The 24,438-nt window shown below is 68.1% G+C and carries 21 protein-coding genes and 1 riboswitch; of the genes, 7 read left to right on the forward strand and 14 right to left on the reverse strand.

Translation table 11 applies throughout. From position 1 onward, the window contains the following. Positions 1-27: 27 nt before the first annotated feature. Complete coding sequence (locus ASG27_RS24350) at positions 28-1,098, reverse strand: CDP-6-deoxy-delta-3,4-glucoseen reductase (protein ID WP_056413117.1); 1,071 nt, start codon at positions 1,096-1,098, stop codon at positions 28-30. Between the two features lie 79 nt (positions 1,099-1,177). Here ASG27_RS24350 and ASG27_RS24355 point away from each other — a divergent pair, with 79 nt between their 5' ends. Then, complete coding sequence (locus ASG27_RS24355) at positions 1,178-2,122, forward strand: SDR family oxidoreductase (RefSeq protein WP_056412830.1); 945 nt, start codon at positions 1,178-1,180, stop codon at positions 2,120-2,122. 61 nt (positions 2,123-2,183) lie between these two features. On the opposite strand, the gene ASG27_RS24360 is transcribed toward ASG27_RS24355, so the two are convergent. The 4 genes from ASG27_RS24360 to ASG27_RS24375 form a co-directional block, all read right to left on the reverse strand. Next, a complete protein-coding gene (locus ASG27_RS24360; RefSeq protein WP_056412832.1) occupies positions 2,184-2,891 on the reverse strand; it encodes a DUF4124 domain-containing protein in 708 nt (235 codons plus the stop codon). A gap of 178 nt (positions 2,892-3,069) precedes the next feature. Continuing rightward, positions 3,070-3,621, reverse strand: coding sequence for a hypothetical protein (locus ASG27_RS24365; RefSeq protein WP_056412835.1), 552 nt, complete (start codon positions 3,619-3,621; stop codon positions 3,070-3,072). A gap of 325 nt (positions 3,622-3,946) precedes the next feature. Then, positions 3,947-4,906, reverse strand: a complete 960-nt coding sequence (locus ASG27_RS24370; RefSeq protein ID WP_056165232.1) for a chemotaxis protein — start codon at positions 4,904-4,906, stop codon at positions 3,947-3,949. A gap of 341 nt (positions 4,907-5,247) precedes the next feature. Further along, the gene (locus tag ASG27_RS24375) at positions 5,248-6,150 is read right to left on the reverse strand and encodes a LysR family transcriptional regulator (RefSeq protein ID WP_056412837.1); all 903 of its coding nucleotides are present in this window, start codon (positions 6,148-6,150) and stop codon (positions 5,248-5,250) included. Positions 6,151-6,288: 138 nt separating this feature from the next. Between ASG27_RS24375 and ASG27_RS24380 the strand changes: the two genes are divergently transcribed. Beyond that, on the forward strand, positions 6,289-6,930 hold the full coding sequence (locus ASG27_RS24380) for an NAD(P)-dependent oxidoreductase (protein ID WP_056412840.1): 642 nt from the start codon (positions 6,289-6,291) through the stop codon (positions 6,928-6,930). Positions 6,931-7,292: 362 nt separating this feature from the next. Next, on the forward strand, positions 7,293-7,847 hold the full coding sequence (locus ASG27_RS24385) for an acyloxyacyl hydrolase (RefSeq protein ID WP_056412842.1): 555 nt from the start codon (positions 7,293-7,295) through the stop codon (positions 7,845-7,847). A gap of 186 nt (positions 7,848-8,033) precedes the next feature. Here the strand turns inward: ASG27_RS24385 and ASG27_RS24390 are convergent, their stop codons facing one another. From ASG27_RS24390 to ASG27_RS24420, 7 genes are all read right to left on the reverse strand, one after another. Next, positions 8,034-8,897, reverse strand: a complete 864-nt coding sequence (locus tag ASG27_RS24390; RefSeq protein ID WP_056412845.1) for a fumarylacetoacetate hydrolase family protein — start codon at positions 8,895-8,897, stop codon at positions 8,034-8,036. Positions 8,898-8,957: 60 nt separating this feature from the next. Next, positions 8,958-9,713, reverse strand: a complete 756-nt coding sequence (locus tag ASG27_RS24395; RefSeq protein ID WP_056412849.1) for an SDR family oxidoreductase — start codon at positions 9,711-9,713, stop codon at positions 8,958-8,960. A 50-nt stretch (positions 9,714-9,763) separates the two neighbouring features. Continuing rightward, positions 9,764-11,044 (reverse strand): TRAP transporter large permease subunit, encoded by a 1,281-nt coding sequence (locus ASG27_RS24400; protein ID WP_056412852.1) that lies wholly within the window; start codon positions 11,042-11,044, stop codon positions 9,764-9,766. 80 nt (positions 11,045-11,124) lie between these two features. After that, positions 11,125-11,724, reverse strand: coding sequence for a TRAP transporter small permease (locus ASG27_RS24405; protein WP_056412854.1), 600 nt, complete (start codon positions 11,722-11,724; stop codon positions 11,125-11,127). Positions 11,725-11,777: 53 nt separating this feature from the next. Next, positions 11,778-13,025 (reverse strand): fumarylacetoacetate hydrolase family protein, encoded by a 1,248-nt coding sequence (locus ASG27_RS24410; protein WP_082485757.1) that lies wholly within the window; start codon positions 13,023-13,025, stop codon positions 11,778-11,780. A gap of 202 nt (positions 13,026-13,227) precedes the next feature. Further along, complete coding sequence (locus ASG27_RS24415) at positions 13,228-15,009, reverse strand: IlvD/Edd family dehydratase (protein ID WP_056412857.1); 1,782 nt, start codon at positions 15,007-15,009, stop codon at positions 13,228-13,230. A gap of 201 nt (positions 15,010-15,210) precedes the next feature. Next, a complete protein-coding gene (locus tag ASG27_RS24420; RefSeq protein ID WP_056412860.1) occupies positions 15,211-16,218 on the reverse strand; it encodes a TRAP transporter substrate-binding protein in 1,008 nt (335 codons plus the stop codon). A 215-nt stretch (positions 16,219-16,433) separates the two neighbouring features. Between ASG27_RS24420 and ASG27_RS24425 the strand changes: the two genes are divergently transcribed. The 3 genes from ASG27_RS24425 to ASG27_RS24435 all read left to right on the forward strand — a co-directional run bounded on the left by ASG27_RS24425 (position 16,434) and on the right by ASG27_RS24435 (position 18,986). Continuing rightward, a complete protein-coding gene (locus ASG27_RS24425) occupies positions 16,434-17,366 on the forward strand; it encodes a LysR family transcriptional regulator (RefSeq protein WP_056412863.1) in 933 nt (310 codons plus the stop codon). Positions 17,367-17,503: 137 nt separating this feature from the next. Continuing rightward, complete coding sequence (locus ASG27_RS24430) at positions 17,504-17,986, forward strand: hypothetical protein (RefSeq protein WP_056412866.1); 483 nt, start codon at positions 17,504-17,506, stop codon at positions 17,984-17,986. Between the two features lie 107 nt (positions 17,987-18,093). Beyond that, positions 18,094-18,274, forward strand: a riboswitch (FMN riboswitch). Positions 18,275-18,476: 202 nt separating this feature from the next. Next, entirely contained in the window at positions 18,477-18,986 is a 510-nt protein-coding gene (locus ASG27_RS24435; protein ID WP_056412867.1) for a 6,7-dimethyl-8-ribityllumazine synthase, read from the forward strand. Between the two features lie 135 nt (positions 18,987-19,121). On the opposite strand, the gene ASG27_RS24440 is transcribed toward ASG27_RS24435, so the two are convergent. Further along, positions 19,122-20,648: a methyl-accepting chemotaxis protein gene (locus ASG27_RS24440; RefSeq protein ID WP_056434662.1), complete on the reverse strand. Its 1,527-nt coding sequence runs from the start codon at positions 20,646-20,648 to the stop codon at positions 19,122-19,124. Positions 20,649-21,009: 361 nt separating this feature from the next. Here ASG27_RS24440 and ASG27_RS24445 point away from each other — a divergent pair, with 361 nt between their 5' ends. Next, positions 21,010-22,668 carry an ankyrin repeat domain-containing protein gene (locus ASG27_RS24445; RefSeq protein WP_056412871.1) on the forward strand — a complete coding sequence of 553 codons (1,659 nt, stop codon included), beginning with the start codon at positions 21,010-21,012 and terminating at the stop codon, positions 22,666-22,668. 315 nt (positions 22,669-22,983) lie between these two features. On the opposite strand, the gene ASG27_RS24450 is transcribed toward ASG27_RS24445, so the two are convergent. Further along, positions 22,984-24,258, reverse strand: coding sequence for a CaiB/BaiF CoA transferase family protein (locus ASG27_RS24450; RefSeq protein ID WP_056412874.1), 1,275 nt, complete (start codon positions 24,256-24,258; stop codon positions 22,984-22,986). Positions 24,259-24,438: the final 180 nt, after the last annotated feature.

Here is a 24,438-nt window from a genome sequence, read left to right on the forward strand (position 1 = left end):
CCCTCGGGAGGGAAGGCGCGCAACGCCTCAGGGGGGCGTCCCATGCTTGTCGGCTTCGGACGTAAAAGAGTCCGCATAGAACTCTTCGGGCGGCAGGCCGCGGTGCGCGCTGTAGCTGTCGCGCGCAGACTCGACCACGATGGGCGCGCCGCAGGCATACACCTGGTGGCCCGAGAGGTCGGCGAAATCATCGAGCACGGCCTGGTGCACAAAGCCCGTGCGGCCCGTCCAGCCGTCGTCGGGCTCTGCGTCCGACACCACGGGCACATAGGTCAGGTGCGGCATCTCGGCCGCGCGGGCCAACACCCAGTCGTGCATGTACAAATCGCCCGGACGGCGCCCGCCCCAGTAGAGCACCGTGGGGCGGGTGATGGCCTTGAACTGCATGTGCTCGATGAGCGCCTTGATGGGCGCAAAGCCCGTGCCCGATGCCAGCAGCACGATGGGGCGGTCGGAGTCCTCGCGCAGGAAGAAGCTGCCGAACGGGCCTTCGACCCGCAGGATTTCCTTTTCCTTCATCGCGCCGAACACGTGGTCGGTGAACTTGCCGCCCGCCATGTGGCGGATGTGCAGCTCCACGCCGGGCGCCTCGGCCTGCGTGTGCGGCGCGTTGGCCATCGAGTACGCACGGCGCGCGCCGTCGCGCAGGATGAATTCAATGTACTGGCCCGCGTGGTAGCGGAAGGTGTCGGCCGCGGGCAGCTGCAGGCGCACCTGCATCACGTCGTGAGATGCCTTGGTGAGGGTGGACACGCGCACCGGCATCTTCTTGATGGGGTAGGCGCTCTCGTCGGTGACCTGGCGCGACTCCAGCACCACGTCGGTCAGCGGCTCGGCGCAGCAGGTCAGCACCAGGCCGGCGGCCTCTTCGTCGGCCGTGAGCGCCTTGGACTGGTGTTCGCCATGGTGCACGGCACCGCTGATCTTCTTGCACTTGCACGAGCCGCAGGCGCCGTCCTTGCAGCCATAGGGCAGGCCCACGCCGCTGCGGATGGCGCCGGCCAGGATGGCTTCGCCGGCGTTGGCGGTGAAAGCGCGGCCGCTGGGCTGGACGGTGATCTGGAAGGCTCTGGGGCTCGCGGTCTCGGCGCTGGTCATCTTGTGGGTATCCTTGGGAACGTACTTCTTCACAAACCGGTGTTCTTCGCATTCACCCGGCTGAGTAAACGGACCGATTTTGCCTTCAAACCAAAACCCCCTTGGCGCCCTGCCGGCGCGTTTTCGCCGCGAGCGCCTGCTGATCGTGGGCTGCGGTGACGTGGGTCAACGCGTGGCGCGCCAACTGCACACCGGCCCCGGCGCGGGGCGCATGCAGGTGCTGGCGCTCACGTCGAGCCCCGAGCGCACCGCGGCCTTGCGCGCCCAGGGCATTCGCCCGCTGCGCGGCAACCTGGACGACCCGGCCACGCTCCGGCGACTGTCGGGCATTGCCACGCGGGTGTTGCACCTGGCGCCGCCACCCGGTGAAGGTGCTGGCGGCCGAGGTTGGTGGCGTGATCCCCGCACGGTGGCCCTGGCCCGCGCACTGCGCCTGCGCAGCCTGCCCACATCGCTGGTGTATGCATCCACCACCGGCGTGTACGGCGACTGCGGCGGTGCCCTGGTGCCGGAGACCCGGGCCGTGGCCCCCGGCACGCCACGCGCGCAGCGGCGCGTGAATGCCGAGCGGGCAGTGCGCCACCTGGGCCGTTCGGGCGTGCGGGCCAGCGTGCTGCGCATTCCGGGCATCTACGCCCCCGACCGCGAAGGTGGCACGCCCGAAGCCCGCCTGCGCCGCGGCACCCCGGTGCTGGTGCCCGAGGACGACGTGTTCACCAACCACATCCATGCCGACGACCTGGCGCGCGCCTGCCTGGCCGCCCTGTGGCGCGGCCGACCGCAGCGCATCTACAACGTGAGCGACCAGACGGAGCTCAAGATGGGCGACTACTTCGACCTGGCGGCCGACCTGTACGGCCTGCCGCGCCCGGCGCGCGTGGCGCGCAGCGCCGCGCAGGAACAACTGTCGGTGATGCTGCTGAGCTTCATGAGCGAATCGCGCCGGCTTTACAACCGGCGCATGCGCCAGGAGCTGGGGCTGGTGTTGCGCTACCCGACGGTGGCCGAGGGCCTGCGCGGGTAGTGCGCCCGCCGGTCCGGCGCAGAGGGGGTGGGCCCGGGGCGCGGTAGCCCTCAGGCCAGCTTCAGCAGGGCGCCTGTCCGCCGTTCGAGCGGCACACGCCGCCCGGTCCGGGGAAGCGCCCGGGGCCTGCGCGGGGATAGCTGTTGCCCTGGTTGTCGGTGCACCGGAAGTCACCGCACTGCGTGAGGCGCGGCGGGGCCTGGGGTGCAGGGTACACCGGCGGATAGCGTGGGGGCACCACCACCACGCGGGGCTGGTTGGCGCGGGCCTTTTCCACTTCGGCATAGCCTTGGGGGCCCAGGCAGTCCAGGTCCACCTGCCGCTGCGCGGCCTCCAGGCGCACGTCCTGCTCGTAGGTGGATCGCGACAAGCCGGATGCCACCAGGTCCAGGTTGCGCCGCGAGCGCGCGCACTCGGCGGAGCGGGCGTAGTCTTGGGGTTGCGGAGCGGCTGCAGCGTTCTGCGCTGCCTTCGCACGGTCGCGCTCTGCGGCCCGCCGGGCGTCGGTTTCAGCAGAAAGAGCTTCGGACTGCAGGCGCTGCTGCTTGCGCTCCAGCGCTTCGGCCGCCAGTTCGCGTTCCTGCTGCAACTCTTGCGGAGTCTTGCGCGCTTCGACCTCACGCGCTGCCGTGCCGCCAGCACATTCTCCGTCGGTGTAGGTCACCTTGCCGGTGCGGGCGTCGGTACACCGCAGGACCTGGGCCTGAACTGCAGTACCCAGTGTGGCCGCGCACAGGCACAGCAGAAGGTGATGCAGGCGGATCGTCATGGCGGTGACCTGTAAAAGGCGAAGAGGGTGTGCAGATTTTCACTCTGAATCGGCCAAGGTGACATGGTCCACCAGGAGCATCGGCCTTGCCTCAGCCATGAGCCAGGGTGCTGCCGTGCGAGGACTGGGGCACCTTGGCAGGCGGGCGCTTGTGTATGGCGCCGCCTGGCTCAACGCATCAAGGCTTGTCAGGGTTGTTGATGCCCTGGCGTGCACGCCAGTCACCAGGGGCTGGCGTGTAGCTGTCGGGTGCCATGCGGCCGGGGCGGGACTCGCGGTTGCGGCGATCTTCGGCGGCGCGGCGGTCACGCTCGGCCTGCTCGCGGATCGCCTGGTCACGGTCGCGCTGGCGGCGGTCGGCATCGCGGGCCTGCTGGTCGCGGCGGTCGCGGGCTGCGCGTTCACGCTCGGCACGGTCCCGTTCGCGTTCACGTTCCATGCGCTCACGGTCGCGTTCTCGGTCACGCCAGTCGCTGCGGTTGCGGTCACGCTCCCAGCGGTCGTCGCGGTCGCGCCCGCCGTAGTAGATGGCCGCGGGTGGTGCGGAGTAAGCGGGGTACGCAGGGTAGACCGGCGGCGGGCTCGAATAGACGGGCTGCGAGTTGTAGATGTAGCCCGGTTGCTGCTGGTAGGCGGGCTCGTAGTACGGGTCGCCCGGGACAGTGGCGCACCCGGTCGCTGCGGCGCCCAGGACCGCGATGGAAATGATGCGGGCGAATGTGTTTTTCATACTGTTCAGACCCCCGGCAGGGCGTGGGCGTTCCGACCTGCTCGTAAAGCCCCCGAAAAGCACCCCGGCGGGGTGTTACAAATTCGCGGACTGCGTGTTCACGCGTTGTAACTTTAGCGTTTGGAGGCGGGGTTTGGTTGACCGGACGGCGATCCTGCAGGTAGGACAGTTTCCCCTGCCGCTCGCCACAGGTTGACAGTATCGACGACGCGATCGTCAAAATGCATAGCAGCCAGCGCTTGCTGGGCCAGCGCTGGCTGCTAGAAACGCCTGAAGTGAGAGTCCGGCCGGCCGCAAAAGTGCGCCGGACGGCACACGCCGATCTTTACTTGGGCAACACGCGCCGGATGGTTTCGGCCAGGTCTTCCGCCACGAACTTGGCGACGTAGCCATCGGCGCCCACGCTGCGCACGTGGTCTTCGTTGGCAGAGCCCGACAGGGAGGAGTGGATGACCACCGGCAGCCCATGGAAACGCGCGTCCTGCTTGATGTTGCGGGTGAGCGTGAAACCGTCCATCTCCGGCATTTCCAGGTCGGTCAGCACCATGGCGACGCGGTCGAGCACGGTCTTGCCCTCGGCCTCGGCGCTCTTGGCGATGGCGTTGAGCCGGTCCCAGGCTTCCTTGCCGGACTTGACCATCTCGTACGGCGCCTTGAGCGCCTTGAGTTCCTGCTCGATGAGCGAGCGGGCCACGAAGGAATCATCGGCCGCAAGGATCATCGTGCCGGGCTTGAGCTTGAGCTTGGCGCCCACCTTCTCTTCAGTGACCTCATGGCCGTCGGATGGCGACACCATCTGCAGGATGGCCTCGACGTCCAGCACCTGGGCCAGGCGCGATTCGTCGGTGTTGCCGTCCAGGCGGGCGATGCTGGTCACCAGCTTGCCCTTGGCGCCGCTGGTTTCGGCCGACAGCACCTGCTTCCAGTCCAGGCGCACGATGTCTTCCACGGATTCGACCGCAAACGCCTGGGTGGTGCGGGCGTACTCGGTCACCAGCATGATGTTCAGGCCCGTCTGGGGCTTGCAACCCACGATGGAGGGCATGTCCAGCACCGGGATCACCTGGCCGCGCAGGTTGACCACACCCAGCGAATGGGGCGTGGTGCCCGCGATCGGGGTGATGCTGGGCATGGCCACGATCTCGCGGATCTTGAAGACGTTGATGCCGAAGAGTTCGGATTTGCCCAGGGCGGCGTCCACACCCAGGCGAAACAGCAGCAGCTCGAACTTGTTGGTGCTGGTGAGGTTGGTCCGCTCGTCGATGTCCTGCTGCACTGCTTTCATGATGGATCCTTCGCGCAGAAAAAAGATACGCGCTTTTACAAATTCTAGGAGCAGAACGGCTTGCGCAGTGCGCTAAATCTTCAGGCAATACCCGAATAGTGCGCTGCAGCATGCCGCCGTCGCGGCGCCGATACAGACCGGGCCCCATATCCCTACCCAATGCAAGGGCGCTGGCACCCCTGCGCCGGTCGTCCTTCTTGAACGACGTCGCGCAGCCGCCGTGCGGGTCAACGCGGCCTCTGTCTTTGTACCGCACTGCCCCGACCGGGTGCCAGAAGTTTTCGACCACGCGGCCCCGTCGCTGCCCTGCGGTAGGCGGACTGGCGGCATCCGAAGCCCCTTCAGTCCGCCACCCCCGGCACCTGCCGCAGGTAGGCCTGCAGCGCCGCGATGGCCTGGCGCACCTTGGCGGGCTGTGCATCGCGCTGGGGCGTCACCGCCCAGATATCCATGGTGCCGAAGGACCAGTCGGGCAGCAGCAGCACCAGCCGCCCGGCCTGCAGCGCCTCGTGCGAATCCATGCTGCCCACCAGCGCCAGGCCGAGCCCCGCCTCGCACATCTGCTGGATCGACAACTGGTTGTTGCTGGCGATGCGCGGCTCCACCCGCAGTGCACGGGGCTCGCCCGCAGGGCTGCGCAGGTCGACGAGCAGCCCGCCGTTCTCGCGTGCAAAGCCCAGCCAGCTGTGCGACAGCAGCGCGTCGGGGTGCTCGGGCCGGCCGTGTGCGGCCACCCAGGCGGGCGATGCGCACAGCCGCCACTGCATGCTGCCCAGGCGTCGCGCCGCCCAGGTGGAGTCGGCCAGGCGCCCGTAGCGCACCGCCAGGTCGATGCGGGCATTGATGAGGTCGATGGTGGCGTCGTCCACCAGCAGACGCAGGCGCAGGGCCGGGTGGGCGGCCAGCAGGTCACCGAGCGCAGGGGCGATGTGCCGCGCAAACCCCACCGTGGCCGACAGGCGCAGTTCGCCGCTGGGGGCATCGCGTGAGGCCGCCAGCTCCGCCCGCGCCTGCTCGGCGGCCGCCCACATGGCGGCGCAGCGGGCGTGGTAGCGCTGGCCCGCCTCGGTGAGCGCCAGCTTGCGCGTGGAGCGGTGCAGCAGCGTCACGCCGCCGTCGCTCTCCAGCTTGCGCACCTGCTGGCTCACGGCAGAAGTGCTCATGCCCAGCGCGCGCGCGGCACCGCTCATCGAGCCGTGCTGCACCACCGCGGCGAACACGGCCATGCGTTTGAGGTCGTCCATGGAAAGAAGGCGTAGGGGTGAAAAAGTGGTTGATTGTGAAGCACAGCTTCAAGCACAAGGCATTTGAAGCCCTCTACCGCACGCTTTGACAAGCCCCTATTCTCACTGCATCCCAACTTCTGACCCGAGGAACCCTCCATGAACATCGCCCTGATTGGTGCCACCGGCTTTGTCGGCTCGGCCGTGCTCGACGAACTGCTGCAGCGCGGCCACCGCGTGACCGTGCTCGCCCGCAACCCCGGCAAGCTCACCGCCCGCGAACGGCTGACAGTGGTCGCCGCCGACGCCCAGGATGCCGCGCAGATCGCCCAAGCCGCTGCCGGCCACGACGCCGTGGTCAGTGCCTACAACCCCGGCTGGACGGTGCCCGATATCCACGACCAGTTCCTCAAGGGCACCCGCGCCATCATCGACGGCACCAAGCAGGCGGGCGTGCGGCGCCTGCTCGTGGTGGGCGGCGCCGGCAGCCTGTTCGTGGCGCCCGGCGTGCAACTGGTGGACACGCCGGAGTTCCCTGCCGAATGGAAGCAGGGCGCCCTGGCTGCCCGCGAGGCCCTGAACTGGATCCGCACCGAGAACACGCTGGACTGGACCTTCCTGTCGCCCCCCATCCTGCTGGCCCCGGGCGAGCGCACCGGCAAGTACCGCCTGGGCACCGAGGCGCCCCTGATGAATGGCGAGGCGCCCGGCGGCATCAGCGTGACCGACCTGGCCGTCGCGATTGCCGACGAGCTGGAAACGTCGCGGCACGTGCAGCAGCGGTTCACGGTGGCGCATTGATACGCATCGAGGCGAATTGACATCACGTGGCGCGCCTCATGGGGCGCAGCCGTTCAGTCCCGGCCCCTCGTCGGGCGGAAAAAGCGCCTTGTCCTACAGGGAGCGTGCTCACGGTAGCGGCACGATATGTTGAAGGCGGTAAAAAATTGCAAGAAAACTCGGGAAGCTGCCCGCCCGCGTGACTGGACGTTGCTGCGTCCGCTCGCGGTCGGTGCCGAGCGGTTTGGCTTGCGCAGGCCGCCGGCAACCCAGCGCTTCCGGAGTTTGTTTCTGTGCCTACTTTTTCTTCGCTGAATACGCAGCAATCCCTCATATACAACCGCTTGCCTGCAGCCTTGCGCGCTTGGCGCCGCTTGAGCCGCATGAGCCTCTTGTGCGTCCTGGGCTCGGCACTCGGCGTGCTATCGACCACCGCCAGCGCCCAGGATGCTCCGCCGGAGCAGCGCCGCATCTTCATCGACGGCGCCCGCGCCGCTGGGGATGTGGGGCTTGCATCGGTGGGGGTGCAATTGCCTTGGGAATGGCGCCGCTCCTTCCTGGGGGGCGAACTCTCGGGCCACTGGGATGCCCACGTGGCCCATTGGCGCGCGCCCGCTGGTACGGCGGCGTCGGAGCGGCGGCATTGGACCCAGCTGGCGCTGGTGCCCACGCTGCGACTGCGGTTTGACGGCGGGCGGTCGGCGTGGTTCATGGAAGGGGGCATCGGCCTGTCGGTGCTCGACGGGCACTACGCCACACGGCACAAGACCTTCAGCACGCGTTTCAACTTTACCGACCACCAGGGCATTGGTTTCAACTTCGGTGCGCAGAGGCAGCACGAGCTGATGCTGATCGTGCGCCATGTCTCCAACGGTGGCATCCGCAAGCCCAACCCGGGCGAGGATTTCGTGCAGTTGCGCTACGGCTTCGCCTTTTGAACGAAGCCGGGGCGCGCGCATGAACGCGTTGAGTGCTACTGATTTGATAGCTTCAGGCGCTTGTCCAGTGCGCGGAAGAGGCATTTTTTAGTCAGTAAACGCCGTATTGCCCCCACCGCGCGCGAGGTGCCCGGGACGCACAGGGCGCCCATCACCCATCACCCGTCACCCGTCACCCGTCACCCGTCACCCGTCGATCAGCTGCGGGTCCCACGCAAACACGGTCTGCTCCTGCTCGCCCAGCTTCTCGATGCCCAGGCGCATCACGTCGCCGGGCTGGAGGAACTGCGCCTGGGGCTTCTTGCCCATGCCCACGCCGGGCGGGGTGCCGGTGGTGATGAGGTCGCCGGGCTCCAGCGTCATGAAGCGGCTGAGGTAGCTCACCAGCTGCGCCACCGTGAAGATCATCGTGCGGGTGCTGCCGGTCTGCTGGCGCTCGCCGTTCACGTCCAGCCACATCGACAGATTCTGGGGATCGCCCACTTCGTCGGCGCTCACCAGCCAGGGGCCGATGGGGCCGAAGGTGTCGCAGCCCTTGCCCTTGTCCCAGGTGCCGCCGCGCTCGAGCTGGTATTCGCGCTCGGAGATGTCGTTGATGGTGCAATAGCCGGCCACGTGCTGCAGTGCATCCGCCTCGCTCACGTAGCGCGCGCGCGTGCCGATCACCACGCCCAGCTCCACCTCCCAGTCGGATTTGACCGAGCCCTGCGGCAGCACCACCGGGTGATTGCAGCCCACGGCGCAGTCCACCGTCTTGGTGAAGATGATGGGCTCCTTCGGGATGGCCATGCCGGCTTCGGCCGCGTGGTCGGCGTAGTTCAGGCCGATGGCGATGAACTTGCGCATGCCCGTCCACGGCACGCCCAGGAGGCCCTGGGGCACGACGGGCAGTGTGGCGGCATCGATGGCGGCCAGCGCGGCCAGGCCAGAGGGTGACAGGGTGGCAGGGCTGATCTCGGGCAGCACGCCGCTCAGGTCGCGCACCGTCCCGTCGGTGTGCATCAGGGCGGGTTTTTCCTGGCCCTTGGGGCCGTGGCGAAGCAGCTTCATGGTTCGTAGTGGTGGAGGGGTTGGATGATGGGTGGCGCAAAACGCAGAGCGTAGATGAAATCAGTTGGACCAGCCGCCGTCGATGACCTGGGCGGTGCCCGTGGTGAACGATGACTCGTCGCTCGCCAGGTACACCGCCAGCGCGGCGATCTCCTCGGCCCGGCCCAGGCGGCCCATGGGCTGGCGCTCGACGAAACCGGCTTCGACGGCGGTCAGGCTCTGGCCCGTGGCCGCGGCCTGCGCGGTGATGCGGTCCTGCAGCGACGGCGACATCACCGTGCCGGGGCAGATGGCATTGCAGCGGATGCCCTGGGCCACGAAGTCGGCGGCCACCGACTTGGTCAGGCCCACGACCGCCGCCTTGGTGGTGCCGTAGACGAACCGCCGCGGCGCCCCCTTGATGCTGCCCGCCACCGACGCGACGTTGATGATGGACCCGGCGCCGCGCGCCAGCATGCCGGGCAGGAAAGCCCGGATGGTGCGAAATTGCGCGCGCACGTTCAGATCGAACGCGAAGTCCCACTCGTCGTCCGTGCAGTCGAGCACACTGCCCGCGTGCACAAAGCCCGCGCCGTTGAACAGCACGTCCACCGGCCCCACGGCGGCGGCTGCGTCACGCACGGCCTGGGCCTGGGTCACGTCCAGCACGCGGGTCTCGCAGCCTGTGTCGCGCTGCAGGGCGGCCAGAGCGGCAGCGTTGATGTCGGTGGCGATCACCCGCGCGCCCTGGGCCGCAAAGGCGACTGCCGTGGCGCGGCCGATGCCCTGGCCGGCGGCGGTGAGAAAGGCGGTCTTGCCTGCAAGTCGGAGTGTCATGGTGTGGCGGCGGTGGGTGACAGAGAGGGCGGAAAAGGCATTGCCAAGCACTAGCCCGTGAACCAGCGCAGCGGCGCCAGCACCGTCTGCGGAAAGATCACCATGATGAACATCACCGCGAACTCGGTCGCCATGAAGGGCAGCACGCCGCGCGTGACCTCGTCCATCTTCATGCGCCCCACGCCGGCCACCACGTTCAGGATCGTGCCCACCGGCGGCGTGACCAGGCCGATGGAGTTGTTGATGATGAACAGCACGCCGAAGTACACCGGGTCGATGCCCGCGGCCTTGATCACGGGCATCAGCACGGGGGTCAGGATGAGGATGGTGGGCGTCATGTCCATGGCCGTGCCCACCAGCATCACCAGCACCATGATCGCGATCAGCAGCAAGGTCTGGTTGCCCATGAAGGGCTTCAAAAGCTCCACCATCTGCGCAGGCAGGTTGGCCACGGTGATGAGCCACGACGACACCATGGCCGCCGCCACGAGGAACATCACCACCGCAGTGGTCTTGGCCGCGGTGGTGAAGATGGGCAGCAGCGCGCGCAGCGGCAGCTCGCGGTAGATCACGCTGGCCACGAACAGCGAATACACCGCCGCGACCACCGCGGCCTCGGTCGGCGTGAACACGCCCATGCGCAGGCCCACGAGGATGAACACCGGCAAGGTCAGCGCCCACACCGACTCCCGCGCGGTGCGCCAGACTTCGGCTGCAGTGTTCTTCTCCGGCATGGCCAGCACTTCTTTGCGGCCCACCCACCACCAGGTCACCGCCAGGCCTACGCCGATCATGATGCCGGGCACGATGCCCGCGATGAACAGCTTGCTGATCGACACGTTGGCCGCCACGCCGAAGATCACGAAGCCGATGCTCGGCGGAATGATGGGCCCGATGACGCCCGACGCCGCGATCAGCCCGCCCGACACCTCCTTCTTGTGCCCGGCCTTGACCATCATCGGCAGCAGCAGCGCGGTGAGCGCCGCGGCATCGGCCACGGCCGATCCTGACAGCGACGACAGCAGGCAGGCGGCCAGGATCACCACGTAGCCCAGGCCGCCCTTCACATGCCCCACCAGCGCCAGCGCGAAGTTGACGATGCGCTGCGACAGCCCGCCCACGTTCATGATCTCGCCAGCCAGCATGAAGAAGGGCACGGCCAGCAGCGGAAAGCTGTCGGCGCCATTGATGAAGTTCTGCGCCAGGATCTGCGCGTCGAACAGGTCGAGCTGCCACATCAGCGCGACGCCGGCGGCCAGCAGCGCATAGGCGATGGGGATGCCCAGGGCCATGGTCCCGATGAGGGCCCCCAGAAAAATCAGCACGGTCATGTGTTGTCTCCGTTATTTTTGATGTGCCATCTGTGAATGCATGCATGCATGCATGCATGCGTGCTTGCGGGCGTGCTTGCTTATTGGCCGCGTTGCTTCGGCGTCTGGCCCAGCGCCCGCGCGGCCGCGTCTTCGCGCGCCAGCTCGGCCTGCAGGGCTTCGAGCTCGGCCTGCTCTTCGGACTCCTTGACCATCACCAGTTCGTCCTCGCTCGCCTTGCCGGTCAGCACGCGCAGCAGTTGCAGCGTCAGCAGGAAGCCGGCGCACACCGAGAACACCACGCCCGAGGCATAGAAGATGGCCATCGATGCGCCGGTGACCGGGGCCTCCACATCCCAGTTGATCTTCATCTGCTGCCAGCTGCCGTCGAAGAACAGCCAGGTGATGTAGAGCATCAGCACGTGGCCCAGCGCCATGCAGGCTTTCTTGCCCCGCACCGACAGGCGCGACACCAGCATGTCGGTGCCCAGGTGCGCGTTCTCCTTGATGGCCGCCACCGCGCCCAGGAAGGTGATCCACACGAAGAGCCAGCGCGACAGCTCCTCGCTGACGGCGATGCCGGAGTTGAATACGTAGCGCAGCACCACGTTGCCGAACACCAGCACCACCATGGCGGCCAGCGCCAGCGCGATGAGAAGGTTGATGGCCCGGACGTAGCGGTCGATGACAGTGTTGAGCATGAGGTTGTCTCCGTGGATGGCGGGGTCGGCCGGTCTCGCGTTGTTTCAAAGGCTCAGAGCGCCGCGCCCTGCAGCAGCCCGCGCGCGGCCAGGTTGGCGATGAAGGCGCGCAGGCCAAAGCGCCAGGGCGGCGCCGTCTCGCTGTGCGTCACGGTGTTGTGCAGCGCGCCCAGCCAGGCGCTCTGGATCGTGACCACGTCGCCCAGCTTGTGGGTGAAGCCGCCGCCGGGCTGGTCGCGGTCTTCGATGGGCGCGAACAGCGTGCCCAAAAAAAGCATGAAGCCGTCCGGGTACTGGTGCGCGGCCAGCGTCTGGGCCACCAGGTCGGCCGGGTCGCGGCTGATGCTGGCCATGGTGTTGATGCCCCGCAGCGTGAAGCCGTCGGTGCCCGCCACGCGCAGGTGCACGGTCTCGGTGCGCACCTGGTCCAGCCCGAAGCCTGCGTCGAACAGCCGGATGAAGGGGCCGATGGCGCACGAGGCGTTGTTGTCCTTGGCCTTGCCCAGCAGCAGCGCGCTGCGGCCCTCGATGTCGCGCAGGTTCACGTCGTTGCCCAGCGTGGCGCCCACGATGGCGCCACGGCTGTTGACGGCCAGCACCACCTCGGGCTCGGGGTTGTTCCAGGCCGAATCGGCGCGGATGCCGATCTCCTCGCCCGTGCCCACCGCTGCGAGCACCGGCACCTTGGTGAAGACCTCGGCGTCGGGGCCGATGCCGACTTCGAGGTACTGCGACCACAGACCTTTGTCCTGCAGCAGTGCCTTCAGGGCCATCGCCTGCCCGGAGCCGGGGCGGATGTCTGCCAGGCTCTCGCCGATGAGCCCCACCACCTGGCTGCGCAGGCCCTGGGCACGGGCCGCGTCGCCGCGGGCCTGCTCTTCGATGACGCGCTCGATCAGGCTGGCCGCAAAGGTCACGCCGGCGGCCTTGACCACCTGCAGGTCGCAGGGGGCCAGCAGCCAGGGCAGGGCTGCGTCGCGCACGCCATGCTGGCCGGCTTGGCCGGTGTGGCTGTTGGCCAGCAGGTCATCCACGCTGCACAGGTACTGGCCGGGGGCTGCTCGCGCTGCCTCTGCGGGCGCGGGGGTGTCGAGCAGCGTGCTCATGGTGGGGTAGTGGCGGCTCAGGTCGAACACGCCGTCGGAGCGCAGGGCGATCACTGCGGGGCCGGGCACAGCGCCGGGGACCCAGGCGCGGCCGACCAGGGTGCCGGCCAGGCCGTCTTCGGGGAGGATGCGGGCGTGCGGTGCGGGCGCTTGCGCCGCCCGCTGCAGGACGGAAGATGCTGAGGTTTCGGTCATGGGAAGTCCTTGAAATGAAGTTCTGGTTCTCTGCCCAGAGTTTTCGCAGCAGTGGGCGGGTGCTGGGTGCTCTCCCGCATGCCATCCCTGCATCACCCCATCCGTTCACGTTGAGCTTGTCGAAACGCTGCGCAAGGCTTCGACAAGCTCAGCCCGAACGGTGGGGAGGGGGGAGGGCACGGGCCACGCATCGCCCACCCCATCAATGGTTGTGCCGCGGCGTGTGTTCCGAAATCCGCCGGTAGTCCAGCGCAAAGTCGAGCGTCGCCCCATCCACCAGCTGCCCGGTCTTCTCGCGGTACAGCGCCTCCCACGGCGACTGGCTTTTGGGGATGGGCGGCGCGGGCAGCTCGCGGCGGCGGCGCTCGATCTCTTCGGGCGCCACCAGCGCGTCGCAGCGGCCGGCGTTCAGGTCGATGCGAATCGTGTCGCCGCTGAGCAGCCAGGAGAGGCCGCCGCCCACCGCGCTTTCGGGTGAGACATTCAGGATCGACGGACTGTCGGCCGTGCCCGACTGGCGTCCGTCGCCCAGCGTGGGCAGGGTGTTGATGCCGCGTCGGATCAGTGCGTCGGGCGGCTGCATGTTGACCACCTCGGCCGAGCCCGGCCAGCCGATGGGACCCGCGCCGCGCATCACGAGGATGCAGCCTTCGTCGATGCCGAGCGACGGGTCGTTGATGCGCGCGTGGTAGTCATCGGCCCCTTCGAACACCACGGCGCGCGCTTCGAAGATGCCCTCTGCGCCTGGCGTGTTCAGGTAGCGCTGGCGGAAGGCTTCGGAGATCACCGAGGTCTTCAGGATGCCGAAGTCGAAGAGGTTGCCGTGCAGCACCAGGAAGCCGGCTTTTTCCATCAACGGTGCGTTGAACTGGAAGATCACCTCGCGGTCGCGCGTCTCGCGGCCCTGCAGGTTGTGGGCCAGGGCCTTGCCGGTCACGCTCAAGGCATCGGCATGCAGGCGGCCGGCCTGCAGCAGCTCCCACATCAGCGCGGGCACACCGCCTGCGCGGAAGAACCGCTCGCCCAGGTATTTGCCGGCGGGCTGCATGTTCAGCAGCAGGGGCAGGTCGTAGGCATGCTGCGTCCAGTCCTCGGGGCGCAAGTCCACGCCCGCGTGGCGGGCCATGGCCATGATGTGCACTTGCGCGTTGCTGCTGCCCCCGGCCACGCTGACCACGGCCAGCGCGTTGAGAAAACTCTCGCGGGTGAGGATGCGTGAAGGGCGCAGGTCCTCGTACGCCATTTGCACAATGCGCCGCCCGGTCACGTACGCCATCTGCCCGCGTTCGCGGTAGGGGGCCGGAATGGCGGCGCAGCCCGGCAGCGACAGGCCCAGCGCCTCAGCGACCGCGTTCATGGTCGATGCGGTGCCCATGGTGTTGCAGTGGCCGGCCGACGGCGCGCTGCTGCAGGCGCGCTGCAAAAATTCTTCGTCGTCGATGTCGCCCGCGGCCAGCTGGCGGCGGCTGCGCCAGATCACGGTGCCCGAGCCCACCAGTTCTCCGTCGTGCCAGCCGTCCAGCATGGGGCCGCCCGACAGAACGATGGCCGGTATGTCCACCGTGGACGCCGCCATGATGCCGGCCGGCGTCGTCTTGTCGCAGCCGGTGGTCAGCACCACCGCGTCGATGGGGTAGCCGTACAGGATCTCCACCAGCCCCAGGTAGGCCAGGTTGCGGTCGAGCGCAGCCGTGGGGCGTCGGCAGTTCTCGAAGATGGGGTGCACCGGGAACTCCATCGGGATGCCCCCGGCGTCGCGGATGCCCTCGCGCACGCGCCGCGCCAGGTCCACATGGATGCGGTTGCAGGGCGACAGGTCGCTGCCGGTCTGCGCGATGCCGATGATGGGGCGGCCCGAGCGCAGCTCTTCGGGCGTGAGCCCGTAGTTCATGAAACGTTCGAGGTAGAGCGCGGTCATGTCCGAGCGTGCGGGGTCGGCAAACCATTCGCGGGAGCGGAAGGGGCGGCGGGGTGTTTGGGTCATGGATCGCGGTGTGTCAGCAGGAGGGACGGGCGCTGCGCCAGGGGGGGCATGTGTGAGGTCGAACCACCAAGCCGTTCGGGCTGAGCCCTTCGAAGCCATGCGCGGCGCGTCGATCAGACCCAGCCCGTTCGGGCTGAGCCCGTCGAAGCCTTGCACAGCGCTCCGACAGCCCTCAGAGAACGGTGGGGCGGAGCAGAAAAACTACTTGCCGCCCCGCACCTTGGCCAGTTCCGCGTTCATCTCGCCAGTGGTCTCCTCGCCGAATTCCTTGGCGTACTTGGTCAGCACCGGCTGCAGCTTGGCGCGCATCTTGGCCTGCTCGGCGGGTGCGAGTTCGGTCACCTGCATGCCCGCCTTCTTCAGCTCGCCCAGTGCGGTCTCGCTGAACGCGCGGATGGTCTTGCGCTCGAACAGGGTGGCTTCGCGCGCGGCGTCCTGCACGATCTTTTGCTCCTGCGCCGACAGGCCGTCCCAGGTCTTCTTGGACATCAGCAGCACCCAGGCGCTGTACATGTGGCGCGACAGCACCAGGTGCTTTTGCACCTCATAGAACTTGCTCGACAAGATGGTGGCGGGCGGGTTCTCCTGGCCGTCCACGGCGGCCTGCTCCATGGCCGAGTACAGCTCGGTGAAGGGCATGGGCGTGGCGTTGGCGCCCAGGGCGTTGAAGGTGTCGAGGAACAGGGGGCTCTGGATCACGCGCAGCTTCAGGCCTGCCAGGTCTTCCGCCTTGGTGATGGGGCGGCGCGAGTTCGTCACGTGCCTGAATCCGTTCTCCCAGAAGCCCAGGCCCACCAGGCCCTTTTCGGGCAGCTTGGCCAGCAGCTTCTGGCCGAACGGGCCGTCGAGCACCGCGTCGGCTTCTTGCTCGTTGTTGAAGGTGAGCGGCAGGTTCAGAACGCCAAACGGCTTGATCAGCGCCATCAGCGTGGAGCTGTCGGGCACCGTCATCTCCAGCGTGCCGCCGCGCAGGGCCGAGGTCATGCTCACGTCGTTGCCCAGCGAGCCGCTGGCGTACAACTTGGCCACCAGCTTGCCGCCGCTTTTGGCCGAGAGCTGCTCGGCAAAGTGCTTGACGGCCTGCGCCTGGGGGTGGTCGTCGTTCAGGCCGATGCCGACCTTGAACACGTGGTCCTTGATCTGCGCCGACACAGGTGCGGCCATGGCGGCCAGCAATGCAGCGGCCAGGGCGAGTGATTTGAATTGCATGGTGTTTGTCTCCGAATATGGAATGGCTGGGGCACGGTGGAGCACTGCCCAAAGACGGTCCACCGGCGCCATCGGGTCTCTGCAGGACCCTCCCGACGCAGGCGAGAGATTAGGTTTGGCTGGGCGCCGGGTCCACTCACTTTTTTGCTAGCATCCATTCCAAATGCTGATGACTTGCCGTGGCCTCCACCCCTGTTTCGGGTAAACCCCTGTCGATGGCGCAGGTCTGTGCGCGGCTGCGCTTTCGGCACCTGCAGTTCCTGGACATCCTGGGCCAGACGCGCAACCTGCGCCTGACGGCCGAGCAGATGCACATCACGCAGCCGGCGGCCACCAAGATCCTGATGGACATCGAGGAGATCCTGGAATCGCGGCTCTTCGATCGCCTGTCGCGCGGCATGCGGCCCAACGAGCTGGGGCTGTTCACGCTGCGCTACGCAGCCAGCGCGCTCGCCGGCCACCGCAAGTTCGTCGATGAATTCAACGCGCTCAAGGAGGGCGGCCACGGCCACCTGACGATCGGCGCCATCACAGGGTCGGCCGCGCATGTGCTGACGGCGTCGGTGGCCGAGATCCAGCGCCTGCGCCCGCTGCTGGTGCTCAAGGTGCTGGAGCAAAGCAGCGACCAGTTGATCGTGTGGCTGGCCGAGCGCAAGATCGACCTGATGATCGGCCGCTTCACCGACGAGGCGCAGCGCGCGCAATTCCACTACGAACGCCTGTCCAACGAGCCGTTGCTGGTGGTGGGCGGCCTGCACCACCCCCTGCGCGGCGCGCGCGACCTGGACATGGCCGAGCTGTCGCACTGGCCGTGGATCCTGTACCCCGCGTCCACCGCGGTGCGCAGGGTGTCGGACGACATCTTCGGCCGCAACGGCCTGGCGCTCAGCTCGGGCGTGGTGGAGACCCCGTCGTTCCTGTTTGCGCTCCAGATGATGCAGACCACCGACATGCTGTCGCTGCAGCCCCAGGCGCTGGTGGAGCGGTACATCGCCAAGGGCCTGCTGGCCCGCATCCCTGTGGACCTGCCCGACCGCATGCCCGACTACGGCCTCATCACCCGGCTGGGAGAGTCGCCCACGCCTGCGATGCAGGCCTTCATCGACGTGCTGCGCGAGGTGGCAAGCCCTGCCGCCGATGGGCCCTGACCGGCCTGGCTGTGGGCGCCGTGGGCACTCGGCTATCGATAACCAAAGGTTATGGAAAATGCCTTGCAGCCGCGCCCGCCCGCCCGGGCCGTTATGCTCTGCGCCCTTTCCCCGAATCTTCTGCAAGCCTTCTCTCCATGCAAGACACCCCTGACACGCCCGACACCATCCAGGAACCGCGCCGTTGGTCCGACGGCCAATGGACCGCGCAGGTCATCAAGAACGAGGATGACGACGGCTGGGCGGTGTCCATGACGCTCAAGGGCGAGACGGAGCCCGCGCTGGTCGGCCCCTGGACCATGGGGCGCGACAAGAAGAACCCCAAGCCGCTCGACGTCTCGGCCTTCCACACCCTGGTCAAGACCGCCAGCGAGGTGCTGCGCCGCCATGAGCAGCAGTTGCATGCGCAGCTCAACAAGAACGTGTCGGTCACCGTCAACGGCCAGCGGCTGAAGGTGGCCCTGGCCATCGTGCCCGACGAAGAAGGCGCCACGGCCACGCTGAGTGCCCAGGACGATCTGGGTGAAGAACTGGCGCGGGTGCCGGCGCCGCCCACCTTCAAGCTCACGGCCGCGAGCGCCACGGCCTGGGTGGAGGGCGGCTTCGAGAAGCCGCGCTGACGGGTTGATGTGCCTCAACGGTGGCGGCAGGGCCATCGCGCAGGCGACTGCAGGGCACCAGGGTTTCCCCTAGAATCCGTGCGCCGGGCGGGATGTCTCCTGCCCGGCAGCGTTCTCAGGGCGGGGCGAAATTCCCCACCGGCGGTATCTGCAGGCAGATGTCTTTGCATCTGCACTGCAGCAGCCCGCGAGCGCCCGGGCCGTGCCAGCAGTGGCGGCGGCCCGGGGTCAGCAGATCTGGTGAGATGCCAGAGCCGACGGTCACAGTCCGGATGAAAGAGATCGCGAAACCAGGGGCAGCCCGCAGGGGGGGTGCCGTGTGTGCTGGGTGCAGCGTGTCTGTTTTTTGTGTCCGCGGGGTGGTGATGCGTCACGGCCCTGGGGTCCGGCCGACACTGCGGCACCGGTGCGCGCGGCGCCGCCCAGGCACGGCAGTCCTGTTCGCGCGCCCTGATTCTGGCAATCCTTTCCTCGCTTTTGAGATAAGTCCATGAATCAGTCCATTCCTTCCCAGACAGCCATCTCCGCCGCCACGGCGCGCCGCAGCGAACGCGTCGCTATCATCTGCGCCGGCTGGCACCGGGACATCGTCCACCAGTCGCGCGATGCCGCGATCGCCGAGTTCGGCCGCAACGGGCTGCCCGCCGGGCAGATCGAGCAGTTCGAAGTGCCCGGCGCCTTCGAGATCCCGCTCCTGGCCAAGCGCCTGGCGCAAAGCGGCCGCTACGACGCCATCGTGGCCTGTGCGCTGGTGGTCAACGGCGGCATCTACCGCCACGAGTTCGTGACCACCGCCGTCATCGACGGCCTGATGCGCGTGCAGCTCGATACCGACGTACCCGTGATGTCCGCCGTGCTCACGCCGCGCGACTTCCACGAGCACGAAGACCACCTCAAGTTCTTCCGCGAACACTTCGTGAAAAAGGGCACCGAAGTGGCCGACGCTTGCCTGCGCACCATGGCGCAGTACAAGGCGCTGGAGCCTGCGCACGGGGACTGAAAAACCCCAACCCTCTGTGGCGCCCGGGCGTGCTGGCACGCGAGCGTCGGATGCTATAAAAAATATAGCTATCAGCGCTTGATGCGCGAGCGGTCGCAGTCGATTGGTTTGAATGTCGACTGCACGCCAGGGCTCTCAGGCTGCAGCCAGCCGTGGCACGCCCCCTACCCGTACTCCGACGCCTGCGTGCTGCTCGCCCGGCGACAGGCGAAACACCGCCACCGCGTCCACCAGTTGCTGCGCCTGCACCTTCAGGCTGTCGGCCGCTGCGGCGCTTTGCTCCACCAGCGCCGCGTTTTGCTGCGTGGCCTGGTCCATCTGCATCACCGCCTCGCCCACCTGGGCCACGCCCGCGCTCTGCTCGCTGCTGGCTGCGCTGATCTCGCCCACGATGTCGGTCACCCGGCGGATCGACGCCACCACCTCGGTCATCGTGGCGCCGGCCTTGTCGACCAACGCGGTGCCTTGCTCCACCCGCTCCACGCTGGTGTGGATCAGGCTCTTGATCTCCTTGGCCGCGGCGGCACTGCGCCCGGCCAGGCTGCGCACCTCGCTGGCCACCACGGCAAAGCCGCGGCCCTGGTCGCCTGCGCGGGCGGCCTCCACCGCGGCATTCAAAGCCAGGATGTTGGTCTGAAAGGCAATGCCGTCGATCACGCTGATGATGTCGGCGATCTTCTTGCTGCTGTCGTTGATGCCCTTGGATGCACTCACGGCCAGCTGGTTGGCCTGGCGGGCGTTGTCGGCGTTGGCCTGCACGGTAGAGCTGAGCTCCTCCATCGATGCCGAGGTTTCCTCCAGCGCGCTGGCCTGCTGCTCGGTGCGGGCCGACAGGTCGTTGTTGCCCTGCGCGATCTCGGTGCTGGCGGCGGCCACGTTGTCGGCGTTGTGGCGCACATGGCTCACCACGCCGGACAGGCTCAGTTGCATGGCGTGCAGCGCGTTCTGCAGCAGCGCGATCTCGTCCTTGCCGCGCACGGGCTGGGCCACGGTCAGGTCGCCGCTGGCCACGGCCTGCGACACCCGCACGGCGTTGTCCAGCGGGTTCACCACTGTGCGGCTGAACGCCACCGCGCCGGCCATGCCCAGCGCACACACCACCAGGCTGATGGTGGTGGCCTGCCGGGCCGCGCCGGCTGCACCTGCCGCCACCTCGCTGCTGGCCTTGGCGATCAGGTCACCGGCCTGGTCCAGCAGCTGCGATGGCTCGCGGTCCATGCCCTGCACGGCCTTGTCGCCGGTCTCGGCATCGTGGCCGGCAGCCTTGAACGCCTCGAAACCCTTGCGATAGGCCACCCCCATGCGCTCATGCGCCTGGGCGAACTGCGCCACCCGGTCGCGCCCCGCGCCTGCGGGCAGGCTGGCCACCAGCTTCTGTGCACCGTCCTTGATGGCCTTCTCCTGTTTTTCAAACGCGGCCCAGTAGCGGTTGAGTTGCGCTGGGTCCTTGCCGCGCAGCAGCACGTTCTTCCACTCCTGCACCTGCACCTTGAAGTCGCTGAGCATGGCGGAGGCCAGCCGCTCATGCTCGAAGCTCTGCGCCACCGTGGTCTGGTAGGTGTGCAGCGCCTGGTTCAGGCGGCTGATGCCGAACAGCGCCGCCGCGAACAGCAGCAGCAATGCTGCGGTAAAAGCGAGGGGGAGCTTGAGACTGAGCTTCATGGCGGACTCCTGAGGTTCCACTACAACGGCGCCATCGCACAACGCATCGGGCGCGGAGATGCAAGCTGCAAAGTCTCTGCAGGCCGGCCAGCGGTGACGCACGGCGAGTGAGACTTCCGATGCCATTATGGGCACGTGTGTAAGTTTTTGTGTGCGGAATTAACGCGGTTGCTGAAAGGTGCGCACTGCGCCGCAGTAAGATGCCGCCCGCGGTGCAAGCCGCGCCCGGGCCCGCGGGAAGGGTTGAACCCACTTGCCACTCCTGGAGCACTCTGCGTGTTCCGTGCCGAGCTGACCTTTCTTTTCATCCTTTGTGCTGCCGGAGTTGCGGGCCGTCGGCGATCCATGCACGGAGGTTCTCGTGAAACGCATTCCCCCTCGGCCCGACCTGGGCCATCTCAAGAAACAAGCCAAGGACCTGCTGGCTGGCTACCGCAACGGCGAGCCCGAGGCGCTGGCGCGCTTTCGCAACGCGCTGCCTTCCGCCGCAGGCCTGGGCGATGCCGCCATCGCAGCCCTGGGCCTCAGGCTGCACGACGCGCAGTCGTGCCTGGCGCGCGAGCATGGCTTTGCGTCGTGGGCCGACTTCCAGGGCTTTGTGCTGGCACGGCGTGCGCTGGTGGATGACCCGGAGCGCGCCACCCTGCAATGGCTGCGGCTGGTCTACGCCGGCGACATTGCAGGCGGCAACCACAGCGCCCGGCCCCGGCTGGCCGAACGGCTGTGGGCCGATGGCGCCATCCCGCAGGACGAAGGCCCGTGGCTGGCCTGTGCCGTGGGCGATGAGGCGCGCCTGCGCCAGGCCATTGCGCAAGACCCGGGCTGGGTGCACCGCGCTGGCGGGCCCTTGCAGCTGCCGCCGCTGCTGGCCGTGGCGCATTCCAGCCTGGCGCGGCTGCCGGCGTTTGCGGACCGCCTGCAGGCCTGCGTGGCCCTGCTGCTGCAAGCGGGTGCCGATGCCAACCAGCGGGTGGGCAGCCGCTGGCCCCCCGCGTCGCTGGCAGCGCCCGATGCAACGCACCCCCTGTCGGCGCTGTATGGCGCAGCGGGGCAGAACCAGCATGCCGGCATGGCGCGCCTGCTGCTGGACGCGGGCGCCGACCCCAACGATGGCGAGTCGCTGTACCACGCGCTGGGCAGCCTGGACTGCACGCGCATGCTGCTGGAGGCGGGCGCGCGGGCGCAGGGCACGAACGCGGTGTACAGGGTGCTCGACATGGACGACCTGCCTGCGCTGCAACTGCTGCTGGCGCACGGTGCGGATGCGAACGAGCCCTTGGGCCAGGACGGCGGGCCCGCCCCCCACAGCGCGCCCCTGCTGTGGGCCCTGCGGCGGCGGCGATCGCTCGCACACGTGCAGGCGTTGGTGGCCGCAGGTGCCGACCCTGCCGTGCACACTGCCGACGGCACGGCGGCGCACATCCAGGCCCTGCGGTATGGGCTGCCTGCCGTGGGGGCGTTTCTGCGCACCGCGGCGGGCGGGGGCGAGGTGCCTGCCGACGAGCAGTTCATCGCCGCCTGCGCCGAGGCCGACGAGGCACGGGCGCGCATGCTGCTGACCGCCCTGCCTGGGCTGGTGCATGCGCTGTCGCCGCCCCAGCAGCGCCTGCTGCCCGAGCTGGCTGCCCAGGCGGACTGCGGCGCTGCCGTGCGGCTGATGGTGCGCCTGGGCTGGCCCATCGACGCGAAGGGTGGCGACTGGGACGGCACCGCACTGCACCTGGCCATCTTTCGGGGCGACGCGGCGCTGACCCGTTTCCTGCTGGAGCACGGCGCGCGCTGGCAGGCCACGCATGGCTTTGAGGACAACGCTTGCGGCGCGCTGTCGTGGGGTTCCATCAACACGCCCGAGCCCGGTGGCGACTGGGTGGGGTGTGCGCAGGCGTTGCTGGACCATGGCCTGCCGCCGGCAGCGCTTGATCCGAAGGGGTCCGAGGCGGTGCTGCTGGATGGGCGGCTGATGCGGTTCTCGGACGATGTGACGGAATGCTTGCTGGAGGCTGTTGCACCGCTGGTCTGAGGCGAAACGCGTTCACCTCTATCCGACCACATCCCACCGTTCACGCTGAGCCCCTCGAAGCGCCACGCGAGGCTTCGACGGGCCTGTCCTGAGCCCGTCGAAGGGCTCAGCCCGAACGGTTGAGGGAGGTTCGAGCCGATCAAGGACTACGACCAGCCGATCATCCGTTACGACGGGAAAGTAGCAGCAGAAAAAGCAACGCCCCGCATCGAGTGAGGCGGGGCGTCGCGGATGATTGATCACGGATCACGGATCACGGATCACGGATCACGGATCACGGATCACGGATCACGGATCACGTCGGTCAGCGAGTGGCTACACCACGCCCGTCGCCCGCAGTGCTGCAACACGCTCGGCACTGATCCCCATCTCTGCAAGCACCTCGTCCGTGTGCTGACCCAGCGCCGGCGGCGCATTGCGCAGCACCGGCGGCGTGGCCGACAGGCGCAGCGGGCTGGCCACGCCGGTGATTTGCTGCACGCCGTCGGTGGCGGCCTCGCCGTCCTTCCAGCGCGGCAGCGTCACCGCCAGGCCGCGCGCCTTCACCTGCGCATCGTCGAACGCCTGGGCAATGGTGTTGATGGGGCCGCAGGGCACGGCCTTGTCTTCCAGCAGCGCGATCCAGTCGGCGGTGGTGCGCGTGCGCGTCACGGCCTCCATGGCGGGGATCAGGTCGGTGCGGTGCTTCACGCGCAGCGTGTTGGTGGCAAAGCGCGGGTCGGTGCCCCACTGGGGCTGGCCGGCCGCGGCGCAAAAGCGCTGGAACTGCCCGTCGTTGCCGATGGCCAGCAGCATGTTGCCGTCGGCGGTCGCAAAGTCCTGGTAGGGCGCGAGGCTCGGGTGGCTGTTGCCCATGCGCTCGGGGGCCTTGCCGGTGGCAAGGAAGCCTGAGGCCTGGTTGGCCAGCACGGCCATGCCCACGTCCAGCAGCGCCATGTCGATGTGCTGGCCCTGGCCCGTTCCGCTCACGGCGTTGTCGCGCACATGCAGCGCGGCCAGGATGGCGTTGCTGGCGTACAGGCCGGTGAACAGGTCGATCACGGCCACGCCCACGCGCATGGGGCCGCCGCCGGGTTGGCTGTCGGCCTGGCCGGTGATGCTCATCAGGCCCGTCATCGCCTGCACCATCAGGTCGTAGCCCGCGCGCTCGGCGTACGGGCCGTCCTGCCCGAAGCCGGTGACCGAGCAGTAGATGAGCCGCGGGTTCAGCGCGCGCAGGCTCTCGTGGTCCAGGCCGTATTGCTTCAGGCCGCCGACCTTGAAGTTCTCGACCACGATGTCGGCCTCTTGCGCCATCTGCCGGATCAGCGCTTGGCCGTCGGTCGAGGCCATGTCGATGGTGACCGAGCGCTTGTTGCGGTTGCAGGCGGTGTAGTAGCTGGCCTGGTTCGTGTCGTTGCCCTCGGCGTCCTTCAAGAAGGGCGGGCCCCACTGGCGCGTGTCGTCGCCCACGCCGGGGCGCTCCACCTTGACCACATCCGCCCCCAGGTCGGCCAGCACCTGCGTGCACCAGGGGCCCGCGAGCACGCGGGAGAGGTCGAGGACCTTGATGCCGGCCAGGGCGCCTTGGGGGGAGGAGGGTGTGGTCATGGTGTTGTTACTATGGAATTGATAGCTGTTGGCGCTTGTCTGGCAAGCGATGGAGGCCTTTTATGCCTCCAGATACGTGCTCAGGGCGCGTTGCAGACTCAATCTAGCTCGTGGGCGAAGGGTTGAGGGGAGGGGGCGGCGCAGGCATGGCGCAGCCGCAGACCCCTCTCCCCCGGCCCC

Source organism: Acidovorax sp. Leaf191 (genome assembly GCF_001424425.1).
Classification (GTDB): domain Bacteria; phylum Pseudomonadota; class Gammaproteobacteria; order Burkholderiales; family Burkholderiaceae_C; genus Acidovorax.